The sequence below is a fragment of the Gilliamella sp. wkB171 genome (assembly GCF_001693755.1).
Lineage (GTDB): Bacteria > Pseudomonadota > Gammaproteobacteria > Enterobacterales > Orbaceae > Gilliamella > Gilliamella apicola_F.
The window spans coordinates 13388-34973 of the sequence record NZ_LYST01000031.1 but is presented as its reverse complement, the minus strand read 5'-3'; the positions used below and the strand labels follow the sequence as shown (position 1 = coordinate 34973).

Annotated in this window: 17 protein-coding genes; 3 read left to right on the top strand and 14 right to left on the bottom strand. The window is 33.8% G+C overall.

The window, feature by feature from the left end; all coding sequences use genetic code 11:
• Window positions 1-4: 4 nt before the first annotated feature.
• Together apaH and sppA are read left to right on the top strand one after the other, a co-directional pair.
• On the top strand, window positions 5-823 hold the full coding sequence (apaH, locus tag A9G03_RS03110; protein WP_065798389.1) for a bis(5'-nucleosyl)-tetraphosphatase (symmetrical) ApaH: 819 nt from the start codon (window positions 5-7) through the stop codon (window positions 821-823).
• A 23-nt stretch (window positions 824-846) separates the two neighbouring features.
• Window positions 847-2670, top strand: coding sequence for a signal peptide peptidase SppA (gene sppA / locus A9G03_RS03105; RefSeq protein ID WP_065798388.1), 1824 nt, complete (start codon window positions 847-849; stop codon window positions 2668-2670).
• A 42-nt stretch (window positions 2671-2712) separates the two neighbouring features.
• Here the strand turns inward: sppA and A9G03_RS03100 are convergent, their stop codons facing one another.
• From A9G03_RS03100 to moaC, 5 genes are all read right to left on the bottom strand, one after another.
• Entirely contained in the window at window positions 2713-4533 is a 1821-nt protein-coding gene (locus A9G03_RS03100; protein WP_065798387.1) for a sulfatase-like hydrolase/transferase, read from the bottom strand.
• Window positions 4534-4712: 179 nt separating this feature from the next.
• On the bottom strand, window positions 4713-5411 hold the full coding sequence (locus tag A9G03_RS03095; RefSeq protein ID WP_065633942.1) for a Bax inhibitor-1/YccA family protein: 699 nt from the start codon (window positions 5409-5411) through the stop codon (window positions 4713-4715).
• A gap of 59 nt (window positions 5412-5470) precedes the next feature.
• Window positions 5471-5914 carry a molybdopterin synthase catalytic subunit MoaE gene (moaE, locus tag A9G03_RS03090; RefSeq protein WP_065798386.1) on the bottom strand — a complete coding sequence of 148 codons (444 nt, stop codon included), beginning with the start codon at window positions 5912-5914 and terminating at the stop codon, window positions 5471-5473.
• Between the two features lie 4 nt (window positions 5915-5918).
• Window positions 5919-6164, bottom strand: a complete 246-nt coding sequence (gene moaD, locus A9G03_RS03085) for a molybdopterin synthase sulfur carrier subunit (protein WP_065798385.1) — start codon at window positions 6162-6164, stop codon at window positions 5919-5921.
• Window positions 6165-6182: 18 nt separating this feature from the next.
• Window positions 6183-6659 carry a cyclic pyranopterin monophosphate synthase MoaC gene (moaC, locus tag A9G03_RS03080; protein ID WP_065798384.1) on the bottom strand — a complete coding sequence of 159 codons (477 nt, stop codon included), beginning with the start codon at window positions 6657-6659 and terminating at the stop codon, window positions 6183-6185.
• A gap of 221 nt (window positions 6660-6880) precedes the next feature.
• Here moaC and priA point away from each other — a divergent pair, with 221 nt between their 5' ends.
• Window positions 6881-9052, top strand: coding sequence for a primosomal protein N' (gene priA / locus A9G03_RS03075; protein ID WP_065798383.1), 2172 nt, complete (start codon window positions 6881-6883; stop codon window positions 9050-9052).
• A 55-nt stretch (window positions 9053-9107) separates the two neighbouring features.
• Here the strand turns inward: priA and A9G03_RS03070 are convergent, their stop codons facing one another.
• From A9G03_RS03070 to bamA, 9 genes are all read right to left on the bottom strand, one after another.
• Complete coding sequence (locus tag A9G03_RS03070) at window positions 9108-9413, bottom strand: ComEA family DNA-binding protein (protein ID WP_065798382.1); 306 nt, start codon at window positions 9411-9413, stop codon at window positions 9108-9110.
• Between the two features lie 154 nt (window positions 9414-9567).
• Window positions 9568-11424 carry a SurA N-terminal domain-containing protein gene (locus tag A9G03_RS03065; RefSeq protein WP_179854735.1) on the bottom strand — a complete coding sequence of 619 codons (1857 nt, stop codon included), beginning with the start codon at window positions 11422-11424 and terminating at the stop codon, window positions 9568-9570.
• Window positions 11425-11557: 133 nt separating this feature from the next.
• Complete coding sequence (lon, locus tag A9G03_RS03060; protein WP_065798380.1) at window positions 11558-13993, bottom strand: endopeptidase La; 2436 nt, start codon at window positions 13991-13993, stop codon at window positions 11558-11560.
• A 195-nt stretch (window positions 13994-14188) separates the two neighbouring features.
• Window positions 14189-15454, bottom strand: a complete 1266-nt coding sequence (gene clpX, locus A9G03_RS03055; protein ID WP_218837070.1) for an ATP-dependent protease ATP-binding subunit ClpX — start codon at window positions 15452-15454, stop codon at window positions 14189-14191.
• Between the two features lie 21 nt (window positions 15455-15475).
• Window positions 15476-16078: an ATP-dependent Clp endopeptidase proteolytic subunit ClpP gene (clpP, locus tag A9G03_RS03050; RefSeq protein WP_304364024.1), complete on the bottom strand. Its 603-nt coding sequence runs from the start codon at window positions 16076-16078 to the stop codon at window positions 15476-15478.
• A 95-nt stretch (window positions 16079-16173) separates the two neighbouring features.
• The gene (tig, locus tag A9G03_RS03045; protein ID WP_065633952.1) at window positions 16174-17475 is read right to left on the bottom strand and encodes a trigger factor; all 1302 of its coding nucleotides are present in this window, start codon (window positions 17473-17475) and stop codon (window positions 16174-16176) included.
• A gap of 108 nt (window positions 17476-17583) precedes the next feature.
• Complete coding sequence (lpxD, locus tag A9G03_RS03040) at window positions 17584-18612, bottom strand: UDP-3-O-(3-hydroxymyristoyl)glucosamine N-acyltransferase (RefSeq protein WP_065798378.1); 1029 nt, start codon at window positions 18610-18612, stop codon at window positions 17584-17586.
• Window positions 18612-19100, bottom strand: coding sequence for an OmpH family outer membrane protein (locus tag A9G03_RS03035; protein ID WP_065633954.1), 489 nt, complete (start codon window positions 19098-19100; stop codon window positions 18612-18614). The genes lpxD and A9G03_RS03035 overlap by 1 nt, the downstream gene beginning before the upstream one ends.
• Window positions 19101-19139: 39 nt before the next feature.
• Window positions 19140-21563: an outer membrane protein assembly factor BamA gene (gene bamA / locus A9G03_RS03030; RefSeq protein WP_065798377.1), complete on the bottom strand. Its 2424-nt coding sequence runs from the start codon at window positions 21561-21563 to the stop codon at window positions 19140-19142.
• Between the last annotated feature and the right edge of the window lie 23 nt (window positions 21564-21586).

Here is a 21586-nt window from a genome sequence, read left to right as displayed (position 1 = left end):
TATTATGGCAAACCTAATCATTGGTGATATTCATGGTTGTTATGATGAGTTTATGCGTTTGCTTGATAAAGCGGGTTTTTCATCATCTGATACTTTGTGGTTAACCGGTGATTTGGTTGCCAGAGGACCAAAATCGTTAGACGTGCTCAGATTTGTAAAAAATTTAAGTAGTCAAATTCGTTTAGTTTTAGGTAATCATGATTTACATTTATTATCGATTTATGCCAATGTAACATTAGCAAAAAAGAAAGATAATCTTGACAGTGTGATCAATGCGCCTGATTACGATGAATTAATGAATTGGCTACGTAAACAACCATTAGTTCAAATAGATGAAAAGTTAAAACTGATTATGACCCACGCGGGTATTTCACCTCAATGGGATCTCGATACATTAAAAAAATGTGCTAATGATTTAAATGTTATGTTATCGAGTGATTCATATCCACTTTTTCTCGATAAAATGTACGGTAATTTCCCTGATGAATGGTCTTGTGATTTACAAGGATTAGACCGTTTACGTTACATTGCTAATGCACTCACACGAATGCGGTTTTGTTATGAAGATGGCCGACTTGATTTTTATTTCAAAAAATCACCAGATCAAGCGCCTACAAAACTAAAACCTTGGTTTTTATTACCTTCAAAAATTCCAGCTCAATACAGTATCGCTTTTGGCCATTGGGCCGCTTTAAATGGTAAAGGTACTCCTGATAATATCTATGCTCTCGATACTGGCTGTTGTTGGGGCGGTAAATTAACCTGTTTGCGTTTTGAAGATAAAAAATATTTCAAAAAACGAAATATAGAAGCGAAGAGCTAACATTACGACTAAAAGGGCTAATTATGATATCTGTATTATCAGTCATAAAATTAATTTGGAAAACCATCAACGTTTTTAGACAAATTTTTCTAAATCTAATATTTTTTATTGCTATTATTCTTATTTTTAGTGGCATTGAACTGATAAAAGATTTGAAAAAACAGGATATCGTTCCACAATATGGCACGCTTGTACTTGATTTAGAAGGTGTTATTGTTGATAGTACGCGATATGACGATGAGATTTATGCATTACAAAATAAAATATATGGCAAAAAAGTAAATACCTCTCGTGAAAATAGTTTATTTGAATTAACACAAAAAATAGCGCAAGCAACAACAGATCCTAATATTGATGGTATGGTTTTAAAATTGGATAATTTTGTTGGTGCAGATATGAGCTCATTACAATATGTGGGTAAATATTTATCCAAATTTAAAGAGGCTAACAAACCAATTTATGCAATTGGTTCTAATTTTAACCAAAGCCAATATTACCTAGCTAGTTATGCTAATAAAATTTATTTAACACCATTAGGTGCAGTAAATGTATACGGGCTATCAGCGAATAATTTATATTATAAAACCTTATTAGATAACTTAAAAATTAATACTCATATTTTCCGAGTAGGCACATACAAATCTGCAATTGAACCATTCATTCGAGACGATATGTCAGATGCAGCAAAAAGCAATACGACGCGCTGGCTTTCAGCCATGTGGGAAAATTATCTTAATGATATTTCGGTACAACGTAAAAAAGCCCCTAGTCAATTAGTTCCAAATCCTACTGATATGTTGTCAGAGTTAAAAGCAGCTAAAGGAAGTATGAGTCAATATGCGTTATCTACTGGTTTAGTTGACGTTGTTGCATCCAATTATCAATATGATCTCGATATTGTTCAGAATCAACATCAATTAAGTATTTATGACTATAAATTGACAGAAAAAAATGAACAAACTGACGATAAACCATTAATCGCCGTTGTTTTTGTCAATGGTACGATAACTGACAGTGAAAATAACACTGATATAGCGGGCAGCCAAGATATTGTTGAACAGCTTAGAAATATCCGTAACAACTTGGATAATCAAAATGTTCAAGCTGTTATATTACGAGTTAACAGTCCTGGCGGAAGTGTTGATGCCTCTGAAGCGATTCGTAGTGAGTTAGAAGCACTACGCAGTTATCAAATTCCTGTAGTAGTTTCTATGGGCGGAATGGCTGCATCTGGTGGATATTGGATATCGACAGCATCAGACTACATTATTGCTAGTCCGAATACAATCACCGGCTCTATTGGTATTTTTGGTATCATTCCAACCTTTGAAAAATCATTATCTCACATTGGTGTTTACAATGATGGTGTAACAACATCACCACTTGCAAATAATAGTGTTACTCGAAATCTACCGGATGAAATGAGCCAACTAATACAAATGAATATTGATAATGGATACAATACCTTTATTTCATTAGTTGCCAAAGCAAGAAATATGTCAACAGAACAAGTGGATAAAATAGCTCAAGGCCAAGTTTGGTTAGGTTCAGAAGCAAGCAACATTGGTTTAGTTGATAAACTTGGTGATTTTGATGACGCTATTGAAACAGCAGTTACATTAGCTAATTTAACGGATTATAAAATTGACTGGCTTAAACCAGATGTAAGTTGGTTCAATAGTTTTTATTCTGAGATGCTAACAATGCTGCCAAAATCAACTGCTGAAATATTTTTCGATCAATTACCACAAGCTAAACAGTTAAAACAACAAGTATCTTTATGGAATAAATTTCACGATAGCCAAAATCGCTATATTTATTGTTTAAACTGCGCTGATGTTCGTTAAGAATTCTTCTCTATCCTTTTGAATAAAAGGATAGAGAACTAACTAATTAGCCGGTTGATAAAAATAACGCATATTACCTATCGCCGCTTGGATATAGCTATAGTTAGGCGTTGCATCAATCTCGTGATTGTGCGAATCCATATAATGACTAATACCGAGTCTATTAACAAGATAAATATTATCCGGCGTACGAACTGCATAGGAACTATAATTTGACATCAATAACCAATTACGATTAGTGATTGGGTTAAATAAATCATACCCTGTTGAATAATCACTTATATCATTTTCCACATATAAGTAATGTTTCATTAATGACGGAACTACATCTTCGTGACTAGTCAGTTTAGCGGCATTATCTTTTAATTGCTCTAAATTTTTAGCGCCAATAATAATAAACGGAACTTTGGTTTGAGCATCAGTATAATTGCCATTGTGCCCCCAAAAACCAAGCTTATTATCATTCATTTCTTGACCATGGTCACCAGTAATAATAATTAAGGTATTATCTAACGTTCCTGATTTAAGTAGTTCATCATAAACATTTTGCAATAAATAATCATCATAATAGACGCTTTGTTTATAACGATTAAAAATTGGCACAGGATCAGTATTATTATTTAATGTCATATAATCAAGATCGCCAATTGGCTTAAATTTTACCTCAAAATCATTTGGAAAATCATAAGCGTGAGGTGCATCATAAAACAAAAATGAAAAACTTGGTTTAGAGGTATCACGTTGTTTATACCAAGCTAACCAATCATTTGTGATCTGTTTATCGCGACTTGAAGCTGGGCCATCGTGACTACTTATTCTTAAATTTTTAATTGTTGCAAATACTGTCCGATCAAATTCTGGGGCAGTCACCTTAGCTGAGGTAAAAATACCAATATTAAAATTTTCTTTTTGTAATGTCGTAACGAACAAAGATGGAACACTATTACGCAAAAATGCATCCCAGTAAGTACCAGGGATGCCATAAAATAACCCAAAGATACCCGTCCGAGTAGCGTTACCCGTTGAATAATGATTATTGAAAATAACCCCATTATTTTGTTGTGTAAAACGATAAGTATTAGGTGAAATTTGCTCACTAAACGTATCATAACGCCAGGAGTCTAATACAATAAACATAATATTTTGAGGTTTATTGTTATCAGAATTAATAACAAGTGTATGTTTAGGATAATGGATACCTGTATGTTCATCATCTTTTTCATAAATAACTTTACGTTGCCCTTGTTTATCAAAAAATTCCATTATTTTTTTGGACGTAAACGGACGATATAAGGGAATATATTCTTTTACTACCATAATTGGAGAATAAGCATAATAAAAAGCAATCATATGCACAATATGGCTAATAAAAAAAGCAAAAATAAGAAAAATAGTAGATAAACGTAGAAATTTAGACTTAGTCTGTGCTATTGCAAATTTGTTATTAATCCAATAAAGAATAAAGCACTCTAGACAAAGTGAAGCAATAATTAATGCAAACATTAAGCAATAAGTGAATAAAGAAAAATCCACCACCTGCCCAGAAAATACCATTGATAAAACAGAGAGATTTATGTGAAATCGGTATTGTTGAAAAACAATAGTATCGATAAATAATCCAATTTGAAAAAAACCAAATAATACTATCAAAATGAGATTACGAAAACATGGTTTTATCCAAAGCAGCGGAATACAAATAATTAAAAGCAATAAATAAACTGAGAAAAAGTGTCCAATTACTGCAAAAATTGAAAAGGTAATTCCGGCCCAATTAAATAATGCTCCAGGAACAACAAAATAACGAATGGCAATGATTGATGAAATAAAAATGTTTATTAGAACAAAGGAATATAATTTTTTCACAGTAATTCTCTAATATTAAACTTAATACTAAGTATATAAGAAATAAAAAAAGGTATTCTATATTAAAACACAGTATTTTCTGCGAAAATTTTAATATAAAAGACTAAAAAATAAATTACTAATAAACAACTAACAAAAAAAGGCTCTTAATAGAGCCCTCTAAATCAATAAAAATACCATTATCGACGATCGCCAAAAATCCTTAGCAGCATAATGAACAGGTTAATGAAATCAAGATATAAAGTTAATGCACCTAAAATGACAAAGCGTCTAAATACATTTTGATCATCATAAGATATATTTTCGCCTAACTCTTTGAGTTTTTGATTATCATAAGCAGTTAATCCTGCAAAAACAAACACGCCAATGTAAGTTACAGCCCACATTAATGGCTCACTTTGCAAAAAGAGATTAACCAATGAGGCAATTACAATACCAATTAGTCCCATAAATAAAAAGCGACCGAAGGCTGATAAATCACGTTTAGTGGTATAGCCATAAAAAGCCATCGCAGCAAACATGCCTGCTGTAATAAAAAATACACTAGCAATCGAGGACGAAGTATAAACTATAAAATAGATAGAAAACGTGCAACCATTTAAAACTGAATAGAGCATAAACAATGTGGTTGCCGCTGCGCCAGATAAACGATTGATAAAACCAGAAATAACAAAAACTAGCCCTAACTCAGCAATTAATAATACCCACATACCTCGATATAATAACTGTAATAATTGCAGATTAGTTGATGCATACCATGCAACTAAAGCTGTTAATAATAGTCCAACAGTCATCCAGCCGTAAACATGACTCATATAGGTTTGTACACGACTTGTCGATTTTTCAATTATTGAACTATTAGATGAATAATTTGCCATCCTTTACCTCTTATAAAATATTATGTAACATACTCTATCTATTATATATTAAATGGAGATTAAAGCCATTTTTTCAATGCTTGTATATCAGAATTTTTAGGCTCGACCCAATTGTCCCCATTACCTGTACGTTCTTTTTTCCAAAAAGGCGCTTGAGTTTTTAATACATCCATAATGAATTCAGCCGCAGCAAAGGCATCCGCACGATGGGCACTACTGACTCCAACAAAAACGATTTGTTCATTAGTACTTATTTCACCTACTCGGTGAATAACCGCCACACGACTTAATTGCCAACGTTCACGAGCTTGATTAACAATTTGACGTAGTACTTTTTCTGTCATGCCAGAATAGTGTTCTAAAAAAAGGCTAAGGGGCTGCTCGTCAAGTGAACGAACTTTACCTATAAATGTTACAACCGCACCGTCTTGTGATAGTTCAGATAACCAAGTATTTAATTTGATGACATCTATTTGTTCATCACCAACTTGAATAATATCCATTTTTTTAGCCGCCTGTCACTGGAGGAAAAAAAGCGATTTCATCATCAGGCTGTATTATATAATCAAAATCGACCAATGATTGATTAACGGCACATAATACAGTTTTTTCTGTTAATGCCATTGACCATTTATTGCCTTGCTGGCTTAATTTTTGTAATAGATCAGATACCGACAGTTGACTAACATCTAATAAGATACTTTCAACACCAATGAGCTCTCTTATTTGAGCGAAAAAAATAATTCTATTCATACTATGACTAATTTATTATTAGATGGCAAAATCACCCGATTTACCACCGGTTTTAGTTAATAATCTTACTTGACTAATAACCATATCTTTTTGGACAGCTTTACACATATCATATATCGTTAAAGCCGCTATAGATGCGGCGACCAGTGCTTCCATTTCAACCCCTGTTTGACCTTGCAATCGACATACGGACTCAATTCTAACACAAGAATTAACAATATCAGCTTCAATATTAACTTCAACCTTACTCAGTAAAAGCGGATGACAAAGGGGAATAAGTTCCCAAGTTTTTTTAGCAGCTTGAATACCTGCAATTCTAGCAGTGGCAAAAACGTCACCTTTGTGATGTTTACCTTCAATAATCATGTTTAGTGTTTCTGAGTTCATCAAAACCTGTGATTCAGCTCTTGCTTCTCGTGCCGTTATTTGTTTATTAGACACATCAACCATATGTGCATCACCATTATGATTAATATGTGAAAAGTTTTCTGGCATTTTGTATTCCTTAAAAAATATTACTTATTCTAATCTGAGGATAACAAATTTTATAAAACGATACCATATGTCAATCAATAGGTTACCGTTTAAATTTTAAAGTTTAATCGATAACTTATTAGATAAAATCCATAAAAAACAAATGATGTTAGCTAGCTTTTGCGAGTTATATAAAAACTCAGTACAATATTGACCTTGATTAATTTTAATTGTGACACTTAATGCTGATCGCTCATGTAGCCTTACCGGTACCGCTTTACCAACTTTATGACTATTTTTTAACCTCTCCTGCTCAAGTGGGTATGCGGGTAAAAGTCCCTTTTGGTAAACGTTTTGCTATAGGTATTATTGTTAAAATAGATCAGCAAACCGACATTGAAATTGAACACTTAAAATCAATTGTCTCAATAATTGACGAGCAACCGTTGTTTACAAATTCAATTTGGAAATTATTAAATTGGGCAGCTAATTACTATCATTATCCCGTTGGCGAAGTTTTATTTCACGCTATGCCTATTTTGTTACGCCAAGGTCGCAAAGCTTGCCAAGATGAAATTAAACAATGGCAACTGACGCAATTAGGTCAAAATATTGATTTAAATACATTATCAAGAGCACCAAAACAAAAATTGTTATTATCTTTATTTAGAAATAACCAGTTGCATGATTCAGACTTAAGCTTAACTATATATCATCAATTACAAAAAAAACAATTGATTACCCAAATCAGTCAACAACCAAATAACATTCCATGGCAATCTAATTTTTCAACTAATCGTAATACTATTGTATTAAATAACGAACAAATCCAAGCCATTAATACAATCAATCAACAAAATGATCATTTTTCAGTATTTTTGTTAGAAGGGATCACTGGATCAGGTAAAACGGAAGTTTATTTAAATGTCCTTACTGGCATTTTAGCAAAAGGCAAGCAGGCTTTAGTATTAGTACCCGAAATTAGTTTAACGCCACAAACAATTAGACGTTTTGAACAACGCTTTAACGCACCGATTGATATTTTACATTCAGGATTAACCGATAAGCAAAGATTGAACGTTTGGTTAAGGAGTAAGAATGGTGAAAATGCCATTGTCGTTGGTACTCGCTCTTCAATTTTTACACCGTTTAAAGATCTGGGCATAATAATTATTGATGAAGAACATGATAGCTCTTACAAACAACAAGAAGGGTGGCGTTATAATGCAAGAGATTTAGCCATTATTCGTGCCAAATTCGATAATATTCCTATATTACTAGGTTCTGCAACACCGTCACTTGAAACCTTGAATAATGTCCAAAATCATCGTTATCAATTATTACAGTTAACTAAACGAGCAGGAAATGCGCAGCTAGCAAAACAATCTATTTTAGATATAAGAGGATTAGTCCTATCGGCAGGATTATCTCAACCACTTATTGAACAAATAAAAAAACATTTAAACAATAACAATCAAGTCATGTTATTTTTAAATCGACGAGGTTTTTCGCCTTTATTGATATGCCATGATTGTGGTTGGATTGCTGAGTGCCCACGTTGTGATAGACCGTATACCTTTCACCAACAGCAAAATAAACTTAGCTGCCATTATTGCGATACCCCAAGGGGTGTACCTAAACAATGCCCTAAATGTGGTTCAACGCACTTAGTACCTGTTGGATTTGGTACAGAACAACTTGAAAAACAATTAGCAATATTATTTCCAGAAATAAAAATTAGTCGAATTGATCGTGATACTGTATCTAAAAAAGGTGCACTCGATACATATTTACAAACTATTGAGCAAGGTGGTGCCCACATTTTAGTTGGTACCCAAATTTTAGCTAAAGGTCATCACTTTCCGAATGTTACTTTAGTTGGTATTGTTGATGTTGATGGTGCATTGTTTTCAAGTGATTTTCGGGCAACAGAACGATTTGCACAAATCTATACGCAAGTATCTGGTAGAGCAGGACGTGAGACCAAAGCGGGGGAGGTAATTTTACAAACCTATCATCCAGATCATCCTTTATTAAATATTTTGCTTCATCAAGGATATCAAGAGTTTGCCAAACAGACGTTGTTAGAACGTCAAAAAACCCTATTACCGCCATTTAGTTACCAAACATTAATTCGTGCAGCAGATCGTAATAATCAATATGCACCAACATTTTTACAACGCATATATGAGTGGTTAAAAATGTATTGTGACGATCCCGCTTTATGGTTACTTGGTCCTATGCCAGCAAATCAAGCCAAAAAAGCGGGCTATCATCGTTGGCAGTTATTAGTACAACATACTAATCGGCAAAAGCTTCAAACGATTTTAGACCAATTGATTATAGCAATAGAAAAATGGAATGAATCAAGCAAAGTTAGGTGGAGCATAGATGTTGATCCTATAGATAATTAATCGAAGCCATCTAGATAAACAGCCGACGAGGTTGGCCGTCGACTGCCTAATTAACTTATAATGCTATTTTACCAGCATTTTTATCCAATGTTGCTTGACCAATACCTGATACCTCTTTTAATTGTTCTACTGAAACGAAAGGCCCAAATTTTTCACGATACTCAACAATTTTTTTAGCTTTACTTGCGCCTATTCCTGTTAATACTTTTGTGAGTTCCTCAGCCGAAGCGGTATTGATATTGACTTGAGTTATTTGTTGCTGATCTTGTTTAGCTGCTTCATTAGGTAACTTATCAGCTAAACTTACATTAGAAAATGCTAGACTCGATAATAAAAGACAGACTAGGGAAAATAGTTTCATTTGATTAACCTCTTAAATATAGTTATGCAATTAATATGCTTTATTACTATGTCATTGAATAAAACTATATGGCATTAATCATTTAAAAAATGAGAAAAGTCACCTAAGTGACTTTTCTAAATTAAACAAATTTTCTGTAATTTTACGAACTACATCACAAATTTGCATCCGGCATTATTTCAATTTTAGCTTTAGAACGGATATCTTCAGCTAAATAATAATAGGTATTATTCATGAATAATGGTAATAATTCTGATGATATGTCTTTCGATTCGCTAGGAGTATTAACACCCGTTAACACAACAACTGTCGCACTTTTATCATTTAAATATTCTACGCCATACACGCGTTTAGATGTTGTTGATGGTACCAGATCAAACACCATATTTACAACACGCGCATCGAGATCATTGTCATTACGATGCAGGGTATAATTTTTGGAAAATTGCACATTTGCAGAACTACCTTTATCATTTAATTGTTCCATTGTGCTATTAACAGTAGCTTGGAAACGGCTATTAGCAATATCTTGATGTAATTTTTTATTAATTTCATCTTTAACTTCATCAAAAGGTGCAATACCTTCTGGTCGATAATCAACCACCTGAATGACAAAATCAGACAAATCTAAACCTTGTCCGACGGTTATCATTTCAGACACTTTACCTGTTACTTTACCATCAACTATCATTTCATCACTAAAAGCAACATCTCTAACTTCAGGATAACGTAAAATAGTTGATACATCATTAAAATAGGCCCAATCAGAATTAAATAGTGGTAAATCAGACTCTTTAGCAATCAATTCTAATGAATTAGGATTTTTGTTAACTGCAGCTTGGATTTTCTGTTCTACAGTTTCAAATGCATTTTTTATTTTCGAATGCTTAATTTTTGATTCGATAATAGACTTAGCATAATCAAAATCCATTGCTTTAGCGGGTTGAATATCATCTAATTTGACAATAAGATATCCTTCATCAACAGCAATAGGATTAGATATTTGTCCTATTGTATCCAAGTGTGCATCTTTAAATGCCTGTGGTAAAGAATCATCATCAACAAACCAACCTAATGAACCATTTTTACCATATGGAGATGCATTATCTTGATTAACAGTTTTAGCAATACTTTCAAAACTGCTACCTGATGCTAATTCATTAACAATATCATCAGCCTGTTGTTTATCTTTGATATAAATAACGCTATAAGATTTTTTTGCAGGAAAAGTATAATCTTTAATATTGTGATTAAATTCTTGTTTTACCTCATCATCACTAACATGAATTTTTTTATTATATTGATATTCTTCATTTAAAATATAATTAAATTTCACTCTCTCTTTTTTATAAAATTCACTTTGGTGTTCGTCATAATACTTTTGCTCATCCTCTAACGTAATTTTCACATCATCGAGATTAACAATATTGGGATTAATCGCTGCTGTATAAATGGTTCGAGTTTGCTCCTTCAATTTAGAAATTTCTGAGTCCACAGGTAAAACAAAACTCGAATTGATTAGAGCGTCTATGACTTGTTGTTGTTGTAAAGATGATCTTATACCTTCACCATAAGTATCTGGTGTGTAACCATTGGCAGCTAAGAGGTCTAAATATTTTTCATTACTAAATTTACCATTGTCAAAAAATACTCTTTGCTGTCTTATAAACTCTTTTACTTGGTCATTACTTATATTTGCACCAAGTTGTTGAGAAAATTTATAGGCTAAATAGTTGGTAATTTCAGAATAAAATACGTTCCGACGAAGTTGTTTAATAAATGCAAGATCACCCATTGACGTTGAGGTAACTTCTTTTGCGCGTGCTTCAAATTCAGCTCGACTAATACCTTCTCCATCAACTTTTGCAATATATAGTGTAGCATCGTTAGCTTTGTTACTACCACCAAACCCCAAAAAACCAATCCCTGTAAATATAAAAGATAAAATAATGATTGCAAAAATAATCTTAACGACAATATTATTTGCCGCTTTACGGATTGTATCCATCATTTCTTGCTTTTCTCCATACACCTTAAGTTTTAATTTGGCAAGTATAGCATATTTAGTTAAATTGGCTATTATCGGAATTATAAGAGATAAAAAAAAGATCAACATCAGTTGATCTTTTTAATTTTAAGGACTATTAATTCAATTGGGCATGTGTAGGAATTTTAGTTTTCACTACTTTTGTAGCCTTTTTTGAAGAAGGTTTTAATTTAATGTTTTTTTTCAGTGGTTCGATACCAAATGGATTATTCTGTAATGCAATGGTGATCACTTCATCAATCCATTGGACAGGTCTGATATCAACTTCTGATTTTACATTATCAGGAATTTCCTCTAAATCTTTAACATTATCCTTTGGTATAATTACTGTTTTAATGCCACCGCGATGTGCTGCCAGTAATTTTTCTTTTAGCCCACCGATAGGTAACACTTCACCCCGTAAAGTTATTTCACCTGTCATGGCAACATCTGATCGGACAGGGTTACCGGTTAGTGTAGAAATTAATGATGTACACATGGCAATACCAGCACTTGGCCCATCCTTTGGTGTCGCACCATCAGGAACATGTACATGTATATCGCGTTTTTCGTAAAAATCGCTATTAATGCCTAATTTTTCTGCTCGAGAACGTACAACCGTCAATGCCGTTTGTATAGACTCTTGCATAACATCGCCTAACGAGCCTGTATATGTTAGTTTTCCTTTACCAGGAACACTTACCGATTCAATTGTCAATAAATCACCACCAACTTCTGTCCATGCGAGGCCAATAACTTGCCCTACGCGATTTTCATTATCAGTTTTACCGTAATCAAACCGTTGAATACCTAAGAAATCTTTAAGGTTATCTTGCGTAATAGTTACTTTTTTCAACTTACTGTTTAAAGCTAGTTGCTTAACCACTTTACGGCAAATTTTTGCAATTTCTCGTTCTAAACTACGTACACCAGCCTCTCGAGTATAATAACGAATAATGCCGATAATCGCTGAATCATCAATCTCTATTTCTTTTGATTTTAATCCATTATTTTCAATCTGTTTCGAAATTAAATGCTGCTTTGCAATATTCAATTTTTCATCTTCGGTATAACCTGATAGACGAATGACTTCCATCCTATCTAATAAAGGAGCAGGAATATTCATTGAATTCGCCGTAGCAACAAACATCACATCCGATAAGTCATAATCAACTTCTAAGTAGTGATCACTAAATGCATTATTTTGTTCTGGATCAAGCACTTCTAATAAAGCTGAAGCAGGATCGCCCCGCATATCTGATGCCATTTTATCAATTTCATCAAGTAAAAATAACGGATTTTTGACACCGACTTTAACCATACGTTGAATCAATTTACCTGGCATAGAACCAATATAAGTACGTCTATGGCCACGAATCTCGGCTTCGTCTCGAACACCACCGAGCGCCATACGTACATATTGACGACCTGTTGCTTTAGCAATAGATTGACCTAACGATGTTTTACCTACCCCTGGAGGACCAACTAAACATAAAATTGGACCTTTAACTTTATTAACTCGTCCTTGTACGGCTAAATACTCTAAAATACGGTCTTTAACTCGCTCTAAACCATAATGATCTTTATCCAAAACTTTCTGTGCAGCTTCAATATCTTTTTTGACTTTCGAACGTTTATGCCATGGAATTTGTATCATCCAATCAATATAACCACGGACCACTGTTGCCTCAGCAGACATTGCTGGCATCATTTTGAGTTTATTAAGCTCCGCTAATGCTTTTTCAGTCGCTTCTTGAGGCATCTTTGCCTTAGTAATTTTTTCTTTTAGTTCTTCATATTCATCAGGTTTATTATCGATATCACCTAATTCCTTATGAATTGCTTTGATCTGTTCGTTAAGATAATACTCTTTTTGCGCTTTTTCCATTTGTTGTTTAACGCGCTGGCGGATATTTTTTTCAACTTGCAATAAATCAATTTCCGCTTCCATTAATGAGATAAGCAATTCAAAACGCTTTTCTAAATTAGCGGTAACAAGTAACTCTTGTTTTTGTTCAACTTTCAAAAATAGCGTAGCTGCAATTGAATCAGCAAGTTGAGAAGGCTCTTTGATTAATCGAATTGAATCAACAACTTCTTGTGTGACTTTTTTATTCAGTTTTGCATAATCATCAAAATTAGAAAGCACAACCCGCATTAAAGCTTCATTCAAATCACTATCTTTATTTTTTTCATGCAATGGTTGAATACTAGCAACGAAAAAATCATCTTCTTTTTGCTCGACAATATCAACAATTTTTGCTCTTTCGACGCCTTCAACTAACACTTTCACTGTGCCATCAGGCAGTTGAAGTAATTGCAAAATATTTGCTACAGTACCAATTTCATATAAATCATCAATCTCAGGATCATCTTGTGAAGGGTTTTTTTGGGTTACAAGAAAAACTTGTTTGTCCATTTCCATTGCACTTTCAAGACAACGTATTGATTTATTACGACCAACAAAGAGAGGGATTACCATATGTGGAAAAACAACGACATCACGTAATGGTAAAATAGGCATAATCATTTGGTTAGTTTGTTTTGTTTTCATTTTATTCTCTCTAATAGTACAAAACCTATTATGTTGATATTGGGGTCGTTTTTAGATATTCAAGTCTATAATTTATGATTTGAATACATACTATTCCTGAAACATCTTGACAATATCTATACGATCTATACGTAATTATACCTAAATTATTTGAACTAATGCTTGTGAGTCAAAAACTAACAAGCATATCTAAAATTATGCTGAAAGCTCAACATTATCTCGGTATACTAAACTTGGTGTTTGCGACTGTTCAACCGTTTCTTTTTCAACTATCACTTTTTTAATATTTTTGTTTGATGGTAAGTCATACATAGTATCTAACAAAATATTTTCAACAATTGAACGCAAGCCACGTGCTCCAGTTTTTCGTTTTAAAGCTTTAGTTGCAATAGCAGCTAATGCCTCTGGAGTGAATTCAAGTTCAACACCATCTAAATCAAAAAGTGTTTCAAACTGTTTTGTTAAAGCATTTTTCGGTTCAGTCAATATACTAATTAATGCCTCTTTATCCAGTTCAGACAATGTCCCAATCACTGGTAATCGTCCAATAAATTCTGGAATCAAACCAAATTTGACTAAATCTTCTGATTCGATTTGCGCCAATAATTCGGATTCAGTTGCTTTATTTTTGGTACTTTTAACATCAGCGCCAAAACCTATGCCGGTGTTAGTAGAAACTCGATTTTCGATAACTTTATCTAAACCACTAAATGCGCCACCACAAATGAATAAAATTTTAGAAGTATCAACTTGTAAAAATTCCTGCTGGGGATGTTTACGCCCACCTTTAGGTGGAACCGAAGCAATAGTTCCTTCAATAATTTTTAAAAGTGCTTGTTGAACGCCTTCACCAGATACATCTCGAGTGATAGATGGATTATCAGATTTTCGTGAAATCTTATCGATTTCATCGACATAAATAATTCCTCGCTGAGCTTTTTCAACATCATAGTCACAATTTTGTAATAACTTTTGAATGATATTTTCAACATCTTCACCGACATAACCAGCTTCAGTTAACGTTGTGGCATCAGCCATAGCAAAAGGAACATCTAAAAAACGTGCTAACGTTTCAGCTAATAATGTTTTACCACTACCCGTTGGTCCGATTAATAGAATATTACTTTTACCTAATTCAACATCATTACGGCTAGCATGACTACGTAAGCGCTTATAGTGATTATAAACAGCAACCGATAAAACCTTTTTTGCTCGATCTTGACCAATCACATATTCATCAAGATGTTTTCGAATTTCATGTGGAGTCGGTAAAGGTTTACTAACAAACTCTTCATGAGAAAGGAAGCTCTTAGTTTCTTCTTTTAAGATATCATTACATAATCCTATGCATTCGTTACAAATATAAATAGATGATGGACCAGCAATTAATTTACGAACTTCATGTTCACTTTTCCCACAAAAAGTACAATAGAGTAATTTTTCAGAACTTTCTTTATTCACTTTTACCACCTAAATTATTTATTATGATCGTTTACTGTATATGGCATCAACTAAACCATATTCAACTGCTTTTTCGGCAGACATGAAGTTATCACGATCGGTATCTTTTTCTATCACGCTGATATCTTGACCGGTATGCTTGGCTAAAATACTATTTAATCGACTTTTTACCTGTAAAATTTCCTGAGCATGAATTTGAATATCGGAAGCTTGTCCTTGAAAACCACCTAATGGTTGATGAATCATAACCCGAGCATTAGGTAAGCAATAACGTTTACCTTTAGTACCAGCTGTCAATAGTAGTGACCCCATTGAACATGCTTGTCCCAAACAAATAGTGCTTACATCTGGTTTTATAAACTGCATTGTATCGTAAATAGCCATGCCTGCTGTGACGACACCGCCTGGTGAATTAATATATAAATAAATATCTTTTTCAGGATTTTCAGCTTCTAGAAATAACATCTGAGCAATAATTAAATTCGCCATATTATCTTCAACTTGACCAGTTAAAAATATAACGCGTTCTTTCAATAATCGTGAGTATATGTCGTAAGCTCTTTCTCCTCGCGAGCTTTGTTCAACAACCATTGGAATAACGCTCATATATGGTTCTAAAGGCATTTTCATCTCCTAATTAAACAAAATAGCCCAAACAGACAATCCTTATTTGGGCTCTAAAGTGATCTTTTTTGATTAAATGAAACAGATAATAAAAACTAAGCTACTTGCTGATTCATTAATTCAGAAAATGAGTAATTTTTATCTGTTACTTTAGCGCTAGCTAATAATAAATCAACAACTTGATCTTCTAACGCTACAGAACGAAGGTTATCCATAGCCTTTTTATCTTTATGATAATATTCTATGACTTCTTTTGGATCTTCATAAGCTGTTGCAATTTCATCAATTAATGATTTTACTCGTGTTTCATCAGCTTTAAGTTTATTACTTTCAATGATTTCACCAAATAGTAATCCCACCGATACGCGACGTTTCGCTTCTGCTTCAAAAAGTTCTTTAGGTAGTTCCATTGCTTGTTTCACATTACCACCAAATCGAGAGACTGCTTGTTGGCGTAATACATCAATTTCGCGTTCAATCAACGCATTAGGAACATCAATTTCATTATTCTTAACTAAACCATCAATGACTTGCGCTTTTATTTTATTACGAATAGTTGCATTAAGCTCACGTACCATGTTTTTACGTACTTCTGCACGTAAACTTTCAACAGTACCATCAGCAATACCAAATCGTTTGATAACGTCTTTATTTAATTCTGGCAATTCTAACTCTTCAACTTTGTTTAATGTTGCAGCAAAAACAGCCGGTTTACCTTTTAAATTTTCAGCATGATAGTCTTGAGGGAAAGTGACATTAATATCAAATTTATCACCAGCTTTATGACCAATAATTGCATCTTCAAAGCCAGGAATCATACGACCTTGACCTAAAACTAGAGTAAAATTATCCGCTTTACCACCTTCAAATTCAGTACCATCAACTTGACCAACAAAATCTAAAGTAACACGATTTTGTTCTTGTGCAGATTGATCTACCTCTTTCCAAGTGCCTTGTTGTTTACGTAATGTTTCGATCATTGTCTCAATATCAGCATCATTTACTTCAGCAACAGGTTTTTCAACTTCAATTTTATCTAGATCTTTAATTTTTACATCCGGATAAACTTCGAATTCAACTGTATAGGTATAATCTTCTCCTTCTTTAAACTGAGTAGGAGAATAAGTTGGTGCGCCAGCTGGATTAATTTTTTCTTGAATAATTGCATCAACAAAATTTCGTTGCATTAAATCACTTAATGCATCTTGTAAAATAGACGCCCCATAACGCTGCTCAACAATTTTTAAAGGTACTTTTCCTTTACGAAAGCCATCAATACGTACTTTTTTTGCAGTATTAATGAGTTCTTTATCAACCGCTTTTTTAATGTCTTCTGCTTTAATTGTAATTGATAAACGTCGACCTAAACCTTGTGTTGTTTCTACCGAAACTTGCATCTTCATACCTCAAAATTATTAAATAATATCTGCTCAAAATTAGTTTAACTTAATAATTGAGCTAAAAAAATTGATAAAATAGGCAAGCATTATACCGACCGTAATCGCCTACGTCGAGACATTTAATAGTTTCTTCTCAAGCGCTTTCAAACGTTTATTCATTTCATCAATATGCAATACCAATGAAGCGGTTTTTCGCCATACTTTATTTTCTTGTAATGGGATCCCAGATGAGTAAACACCAGGTTCTTTAATAGGTCGCATAACCATTCCCATTCCTGTTACGGTAACTTGATCACATATTTCCATATGCCCGTTAATGACGCTCGCTCCACCAATCATACAGTGACGACCAATAGTTAAACTTCCCGCCATAATAACGCCACCAGCGACCGCAGTATGATCACCGATTACATCATTATGCGCAATTTGGCATTGGTTATCGATAATCACGCCATCACCAATTACTGTATCATCGAGTGCACCACGATCAATTGTTGTTGAAGCACCAATTTCTACATTGTTACCAATGACAACTCGGCCCAATTGTGGAATTTTGATCCATTTACCGCGATCATTAGCATATCCAAATCCATCTGCACCAATGACGGTACCGGATTGAATTAAACAATTATCACCAATTATACAATTATGATATACAGAGATATTAGCCCATAATTTTGTCCCTGAGCCAATCGTCGTATTTTTTCCTATAAAACAGCCTGGACCAATAATACAATTATTTCCAAGTACAACACCACTTTCGATAACAGCATTTGCTCCAATCGAAATATTAGTACCTAATTTAGCTGTTGGATCTATTACAGCAGTCGTTGCTATACCTTCAGCAGGTACAGGTGTAGTATCAAGTAACTGGGCTAATTTGGCATAAGCAAGATAGGGATTTTTGACAATTAGAGCAGCCCCCTTCCAATATTCAAGACTATCTTCTGTCATCACAACAGCAGAAGCTTTACATTCTAATAAGTTACTTTGCAATTTTTTATCAGACAAAAAAGTAATTTGCCCTAATTGTGCACTTTGCATTGAAGCAATACCGGTGATGGATAATTCACCATCACCATGTAACTTCGCATCAAGCTGTTGAGCTAGTTGTTTTAAACAAAAAGCTGACATTATTTACTAACCTTTTCCAACACTTTATTTGTGATATCTACAGCATCTGATGCTGATAATGTCGCTTCAGCTTTTAAAATAATATCGTACTTTTCAGTAGTAACAATATCTTTAACTGCTTCTTGAATTTTAGTTAATAATTTGCCAGCTTCTTCTGTTTCACGTTTGCGATAATCAGCTGAAAATGCTTTAGCTTTGTTTTCAAAATCAGAAATTGTTTTGTTTAATTTAGTTTTTTCAGAAGCAGATAAAGTTAGACCATCTTTCTTGAGACGAGCAGCAGCATCTCCTGCTTTCTTTTCTTCTTCTTGCAGAGATTTAGCTCTTGCTTCAAATTCTTTATCCAAGGCTTTACCTACTGTTTCTCGTTGTGGCATTTTTTGTAAAACTGACATAACATCAACCACACCAATTTTTACTTCTGCATTTGCCATACCTGTAAATAGTAATGCAGCACTTATACCTAGAACTGAAATAATTTTTTTCACTTTTATCACCTATGTCTATTTATTAATTTTGACATGACATTACCATGTCGATCCTATATTAAACTGGAATTGTTGAGCCGAGTCTCCATTATATTTTTTAAACGGCTGTGCATAAGAAAAGACTAATGGTCCTAAAGGGGACATCCATTGCACAGCTAAACCTGCTGACATTCTTATATCAGATGCAGAGCTATAATCCGGAATATCATGTCCTTTAAAGTCCCATTCGGTATCCCATACTGTACCAGCATCAAAAAATACAGAGGTACGAACATTATCTACATATTTTTCACCAATGAATGGTGTTGGCACTATTAATTCAGTACTAGCAAAAGCAATAGCATTACCACCAACCGCATCTTTAGACCTTGTACATGTACTTGTATCATCTAAACCGCTACAACCTTTACCGTTATTGAAATATACAGCCTTAGGGCCAACAGTATTTGATTTAAAACCACGAAGCACTGTTGAACCACCAGCATAGAAGTTCTCATAAAATGGTAATTCTTTACCGCCGAGACCATTACCATAACCTAAACGGCCACGAGTTAAAAAGACCCAATGATGTTCAGAATCAAATGGTAAATAATAAGAAGCGTCAGTAACTAGCTTGTAAAAACGGTTATCAAATACTGGCACAGAAATTTTAGCGTTAGAGGTTATTTTTAAACCATCAGTCGGGAAAAAGCCACGATCTAACGAATTATAAGTCCAATATGCATTTAGTAATAAGTCATTGGTATCAAACGATATAGAGTGTTTATCTTTTGTGTTTTCGCCCATTTTATCAAAATATCGCCACATACCATATTGGGCTTTCATATCTGATAATTTATGATTTGCGTATTCGGTACCAAAACGAACAAAATTATTCTCACTAATTGGAAAACCTAAATTAGCAGAGGCTCCCCATGTTTTACTCGAATATTCTGATTCATCTTTATCATCATCAGCTTTATAGGTATTATAATAAATACTTCCACCTAAACTGACACCATCCACTGTAAAATACGGGTCAACAATTGAGATGGATGCAGTTTTGTCAGTATCTGTAGTATTCACATCAAATGATACACTGTTACCTGTACCTAACCAGTTATCTTGTGAAATACCGGCATTAAAACTTATACCACTATCTGAGCCAATACCAACACCAAATTTGATACTACCTGTGTTACGTTCACTAACTTTATAAATGATATCAACTTGATCATCAACGCCTGGAACACGTTCAGTGTTTGCTTCGACTGTATCAAAAAAGCCAAGTCGATTTAATCGATCTTTACCTAGCTCAACTAAACCGTTACTTAACCAAGCCCCTTCCATTTGGCGAAGTTCACGACGAACAACACTTTCACTAGTAACAGTGTTACCAACGATTTTAATATTACGAACATAATAACGTTGGCCTACATCAACCATGACAGTTAATTTGACCTGATGGTTGGCATCATCCATTTCTGGTTGTATAGCCACTCGGGGATAAGCATAACCAAAATTAGCAAGTAAACGTTTAATGTTATCTTCAACATCGGTAATTTTTTTGCCGTTATACAGCTCACCAATTGTTACGTTTTCTTTTGCCATTTTAGCAATAGCATCTTTATGACCAGCAAAATTACCTTTAAAATCAAGACCGGATAGTTTGTACTGCTCACCTTCATGAATATTAATGGTGACGTAAATGCCTTTTTTATCTGGCGTTAAACTTACTTGAGTTGATTCAATATTAAATCGAGCATAACCACGATTGAGGTAAAAACTTTGTAATTCATCTAGATCGTTAGCTAATTTTTGTTTTTGGTATTTACGATCACCAAGCATATTCCACCAAGGAACTTCATCTCTCAAAGAAAAACGGGCAATAAGCTCTTCAGAAGAAAAAGCTTTCGCACCGACAATATTGATTTGATCGATTAGTGCAGATTTCCCTTCTGCAATAACTAATTTCAGATCAACACGATTTCGAGATAATGGTGTAACGACAGCTTTGATTTTTGCGTTATATTTACCGACACTATAATAAAAATCTTCTAGCCCTTTTTCTATTCCTGAAAGCATTGTACGATCCAATGCTTCACCTTCTCGAATTCCAGAACTATCTAAATTCTTTTTTAACATGTCATCTTTAACTGATTTATTACCAGAAAAAGTAATACTTGCAATAGTTGGCCGTTCTTGAACATGAACAATTAATCGATCACCATCACGAGAAACACTAATGTTATCAAAATTGCCACTCGCATAAAGTGATTTGATGATACGTCCAAGATCGGCTTCATTCACATAATCACCAACTTGAACAGGCATTTCAAGCAATGCAGCTCCCGGAGTAACCCGTTGTAATCCTTCGAATTTAATATCTTTTACCACAAAATCATCAACACAAAATGCGTTGGAACTGTATACCGCTGTGGTACTAAACAGCAAAGATGCTATAAGTAATTTATTTATTTTCATTGTAAATGTTTATAACCTCATCC

Bases quoted from the DNA above. Each gene is read 5' to 3' on its own strand.
- A9G03_RS03095 (WP_065633942.1), bottom strand. From the start codon at position 5,411: ATGGCAAATTATTCATCTAATAGTTCAATAATTGAAAAATCGACAAGT.
- sppA (WP_065798388.1), top strand. From the start codon at position 847: ATGATATCTGTATTATCAGTCATAAAATTAATTTGGAAAACCATCAAC.
- tig (WP_065633952.1), bottom strand. From the start codon at position 17,475: ATGCAAGTTTCGGTAGAAACAACACAAGGTTTAGGTCGACGTTTATCA.
- priA (WP_065798383.1), top strand. From the start codon at position 6,881: ATGCTGATCGCTCATGTAGCCTTACCGGTACCGCTTTACCAACTTTAT.
- clpP (WP_304364024.1), bottom strand. From the start codon at position 16,078: ATGCCTTTAGAACCATATATGAGCGTTATTCCAATGGTTGTTGAACAA.
- bamA (WP_065798377.1), bottom strand. From the start codon at position 21,563: ATGAAAATAAATAAATTACTTATAGCATCTTTGCTGTTTAGTACCACA.
- moaE (WP_065798386.1), bottom strand. From the start codon at position 5,914: ATGGATATTATTCAAGTTGGTGATGAACAAATAGATGTCATCAAATTA.
- lon (WP_065798380.1), bottom strand. From the start codon at position 13,993: ATGAAAACAAAACAAACTAACCAAATGATTATGCCTATTTTACCATTA.
- moaD (WP_065798385.1), bottom strand. From the start codon at position 6,164: ATGAATAGAATTATTTTTTTCGCTCAAATAAGAGAGCTCATTGGTGTT.
- moaC (WP_065798384.1), bottom strand. From the start codon at position 6,659: ATGCCAGAAAACTTTTCACATATTAATCATAATGGTGATGCACATATG.
- A9G03_RS03065 (WP_179854735.1), bottom strand. From the start codon at position 11,424: ATGATGGATACAATCCGTAAAGCGGCAAATAATATTGTCGTTAAGATT.
- lpxD (WP_065798378.1), bottom strand. From the start codon at position 18,612: ATGTCAGCTTTTTGTTTAAAACAACTAGCTCAACAGCTTGATGCGAAG.
- A9G03_RS03070 (WP_065798382.1), bottom strand. From the start codon at position 9,413: ATGAAACTATTTTCCCTAGTCTGTCTTTTATTATCGAGTCTAGCATTT.
- apaH (WP_065798389.1), top strand. From the start codon at position 5: ATGGCAAACCTAATCATTGGTGATATTCATGGTTGTTATGATGAGTTT.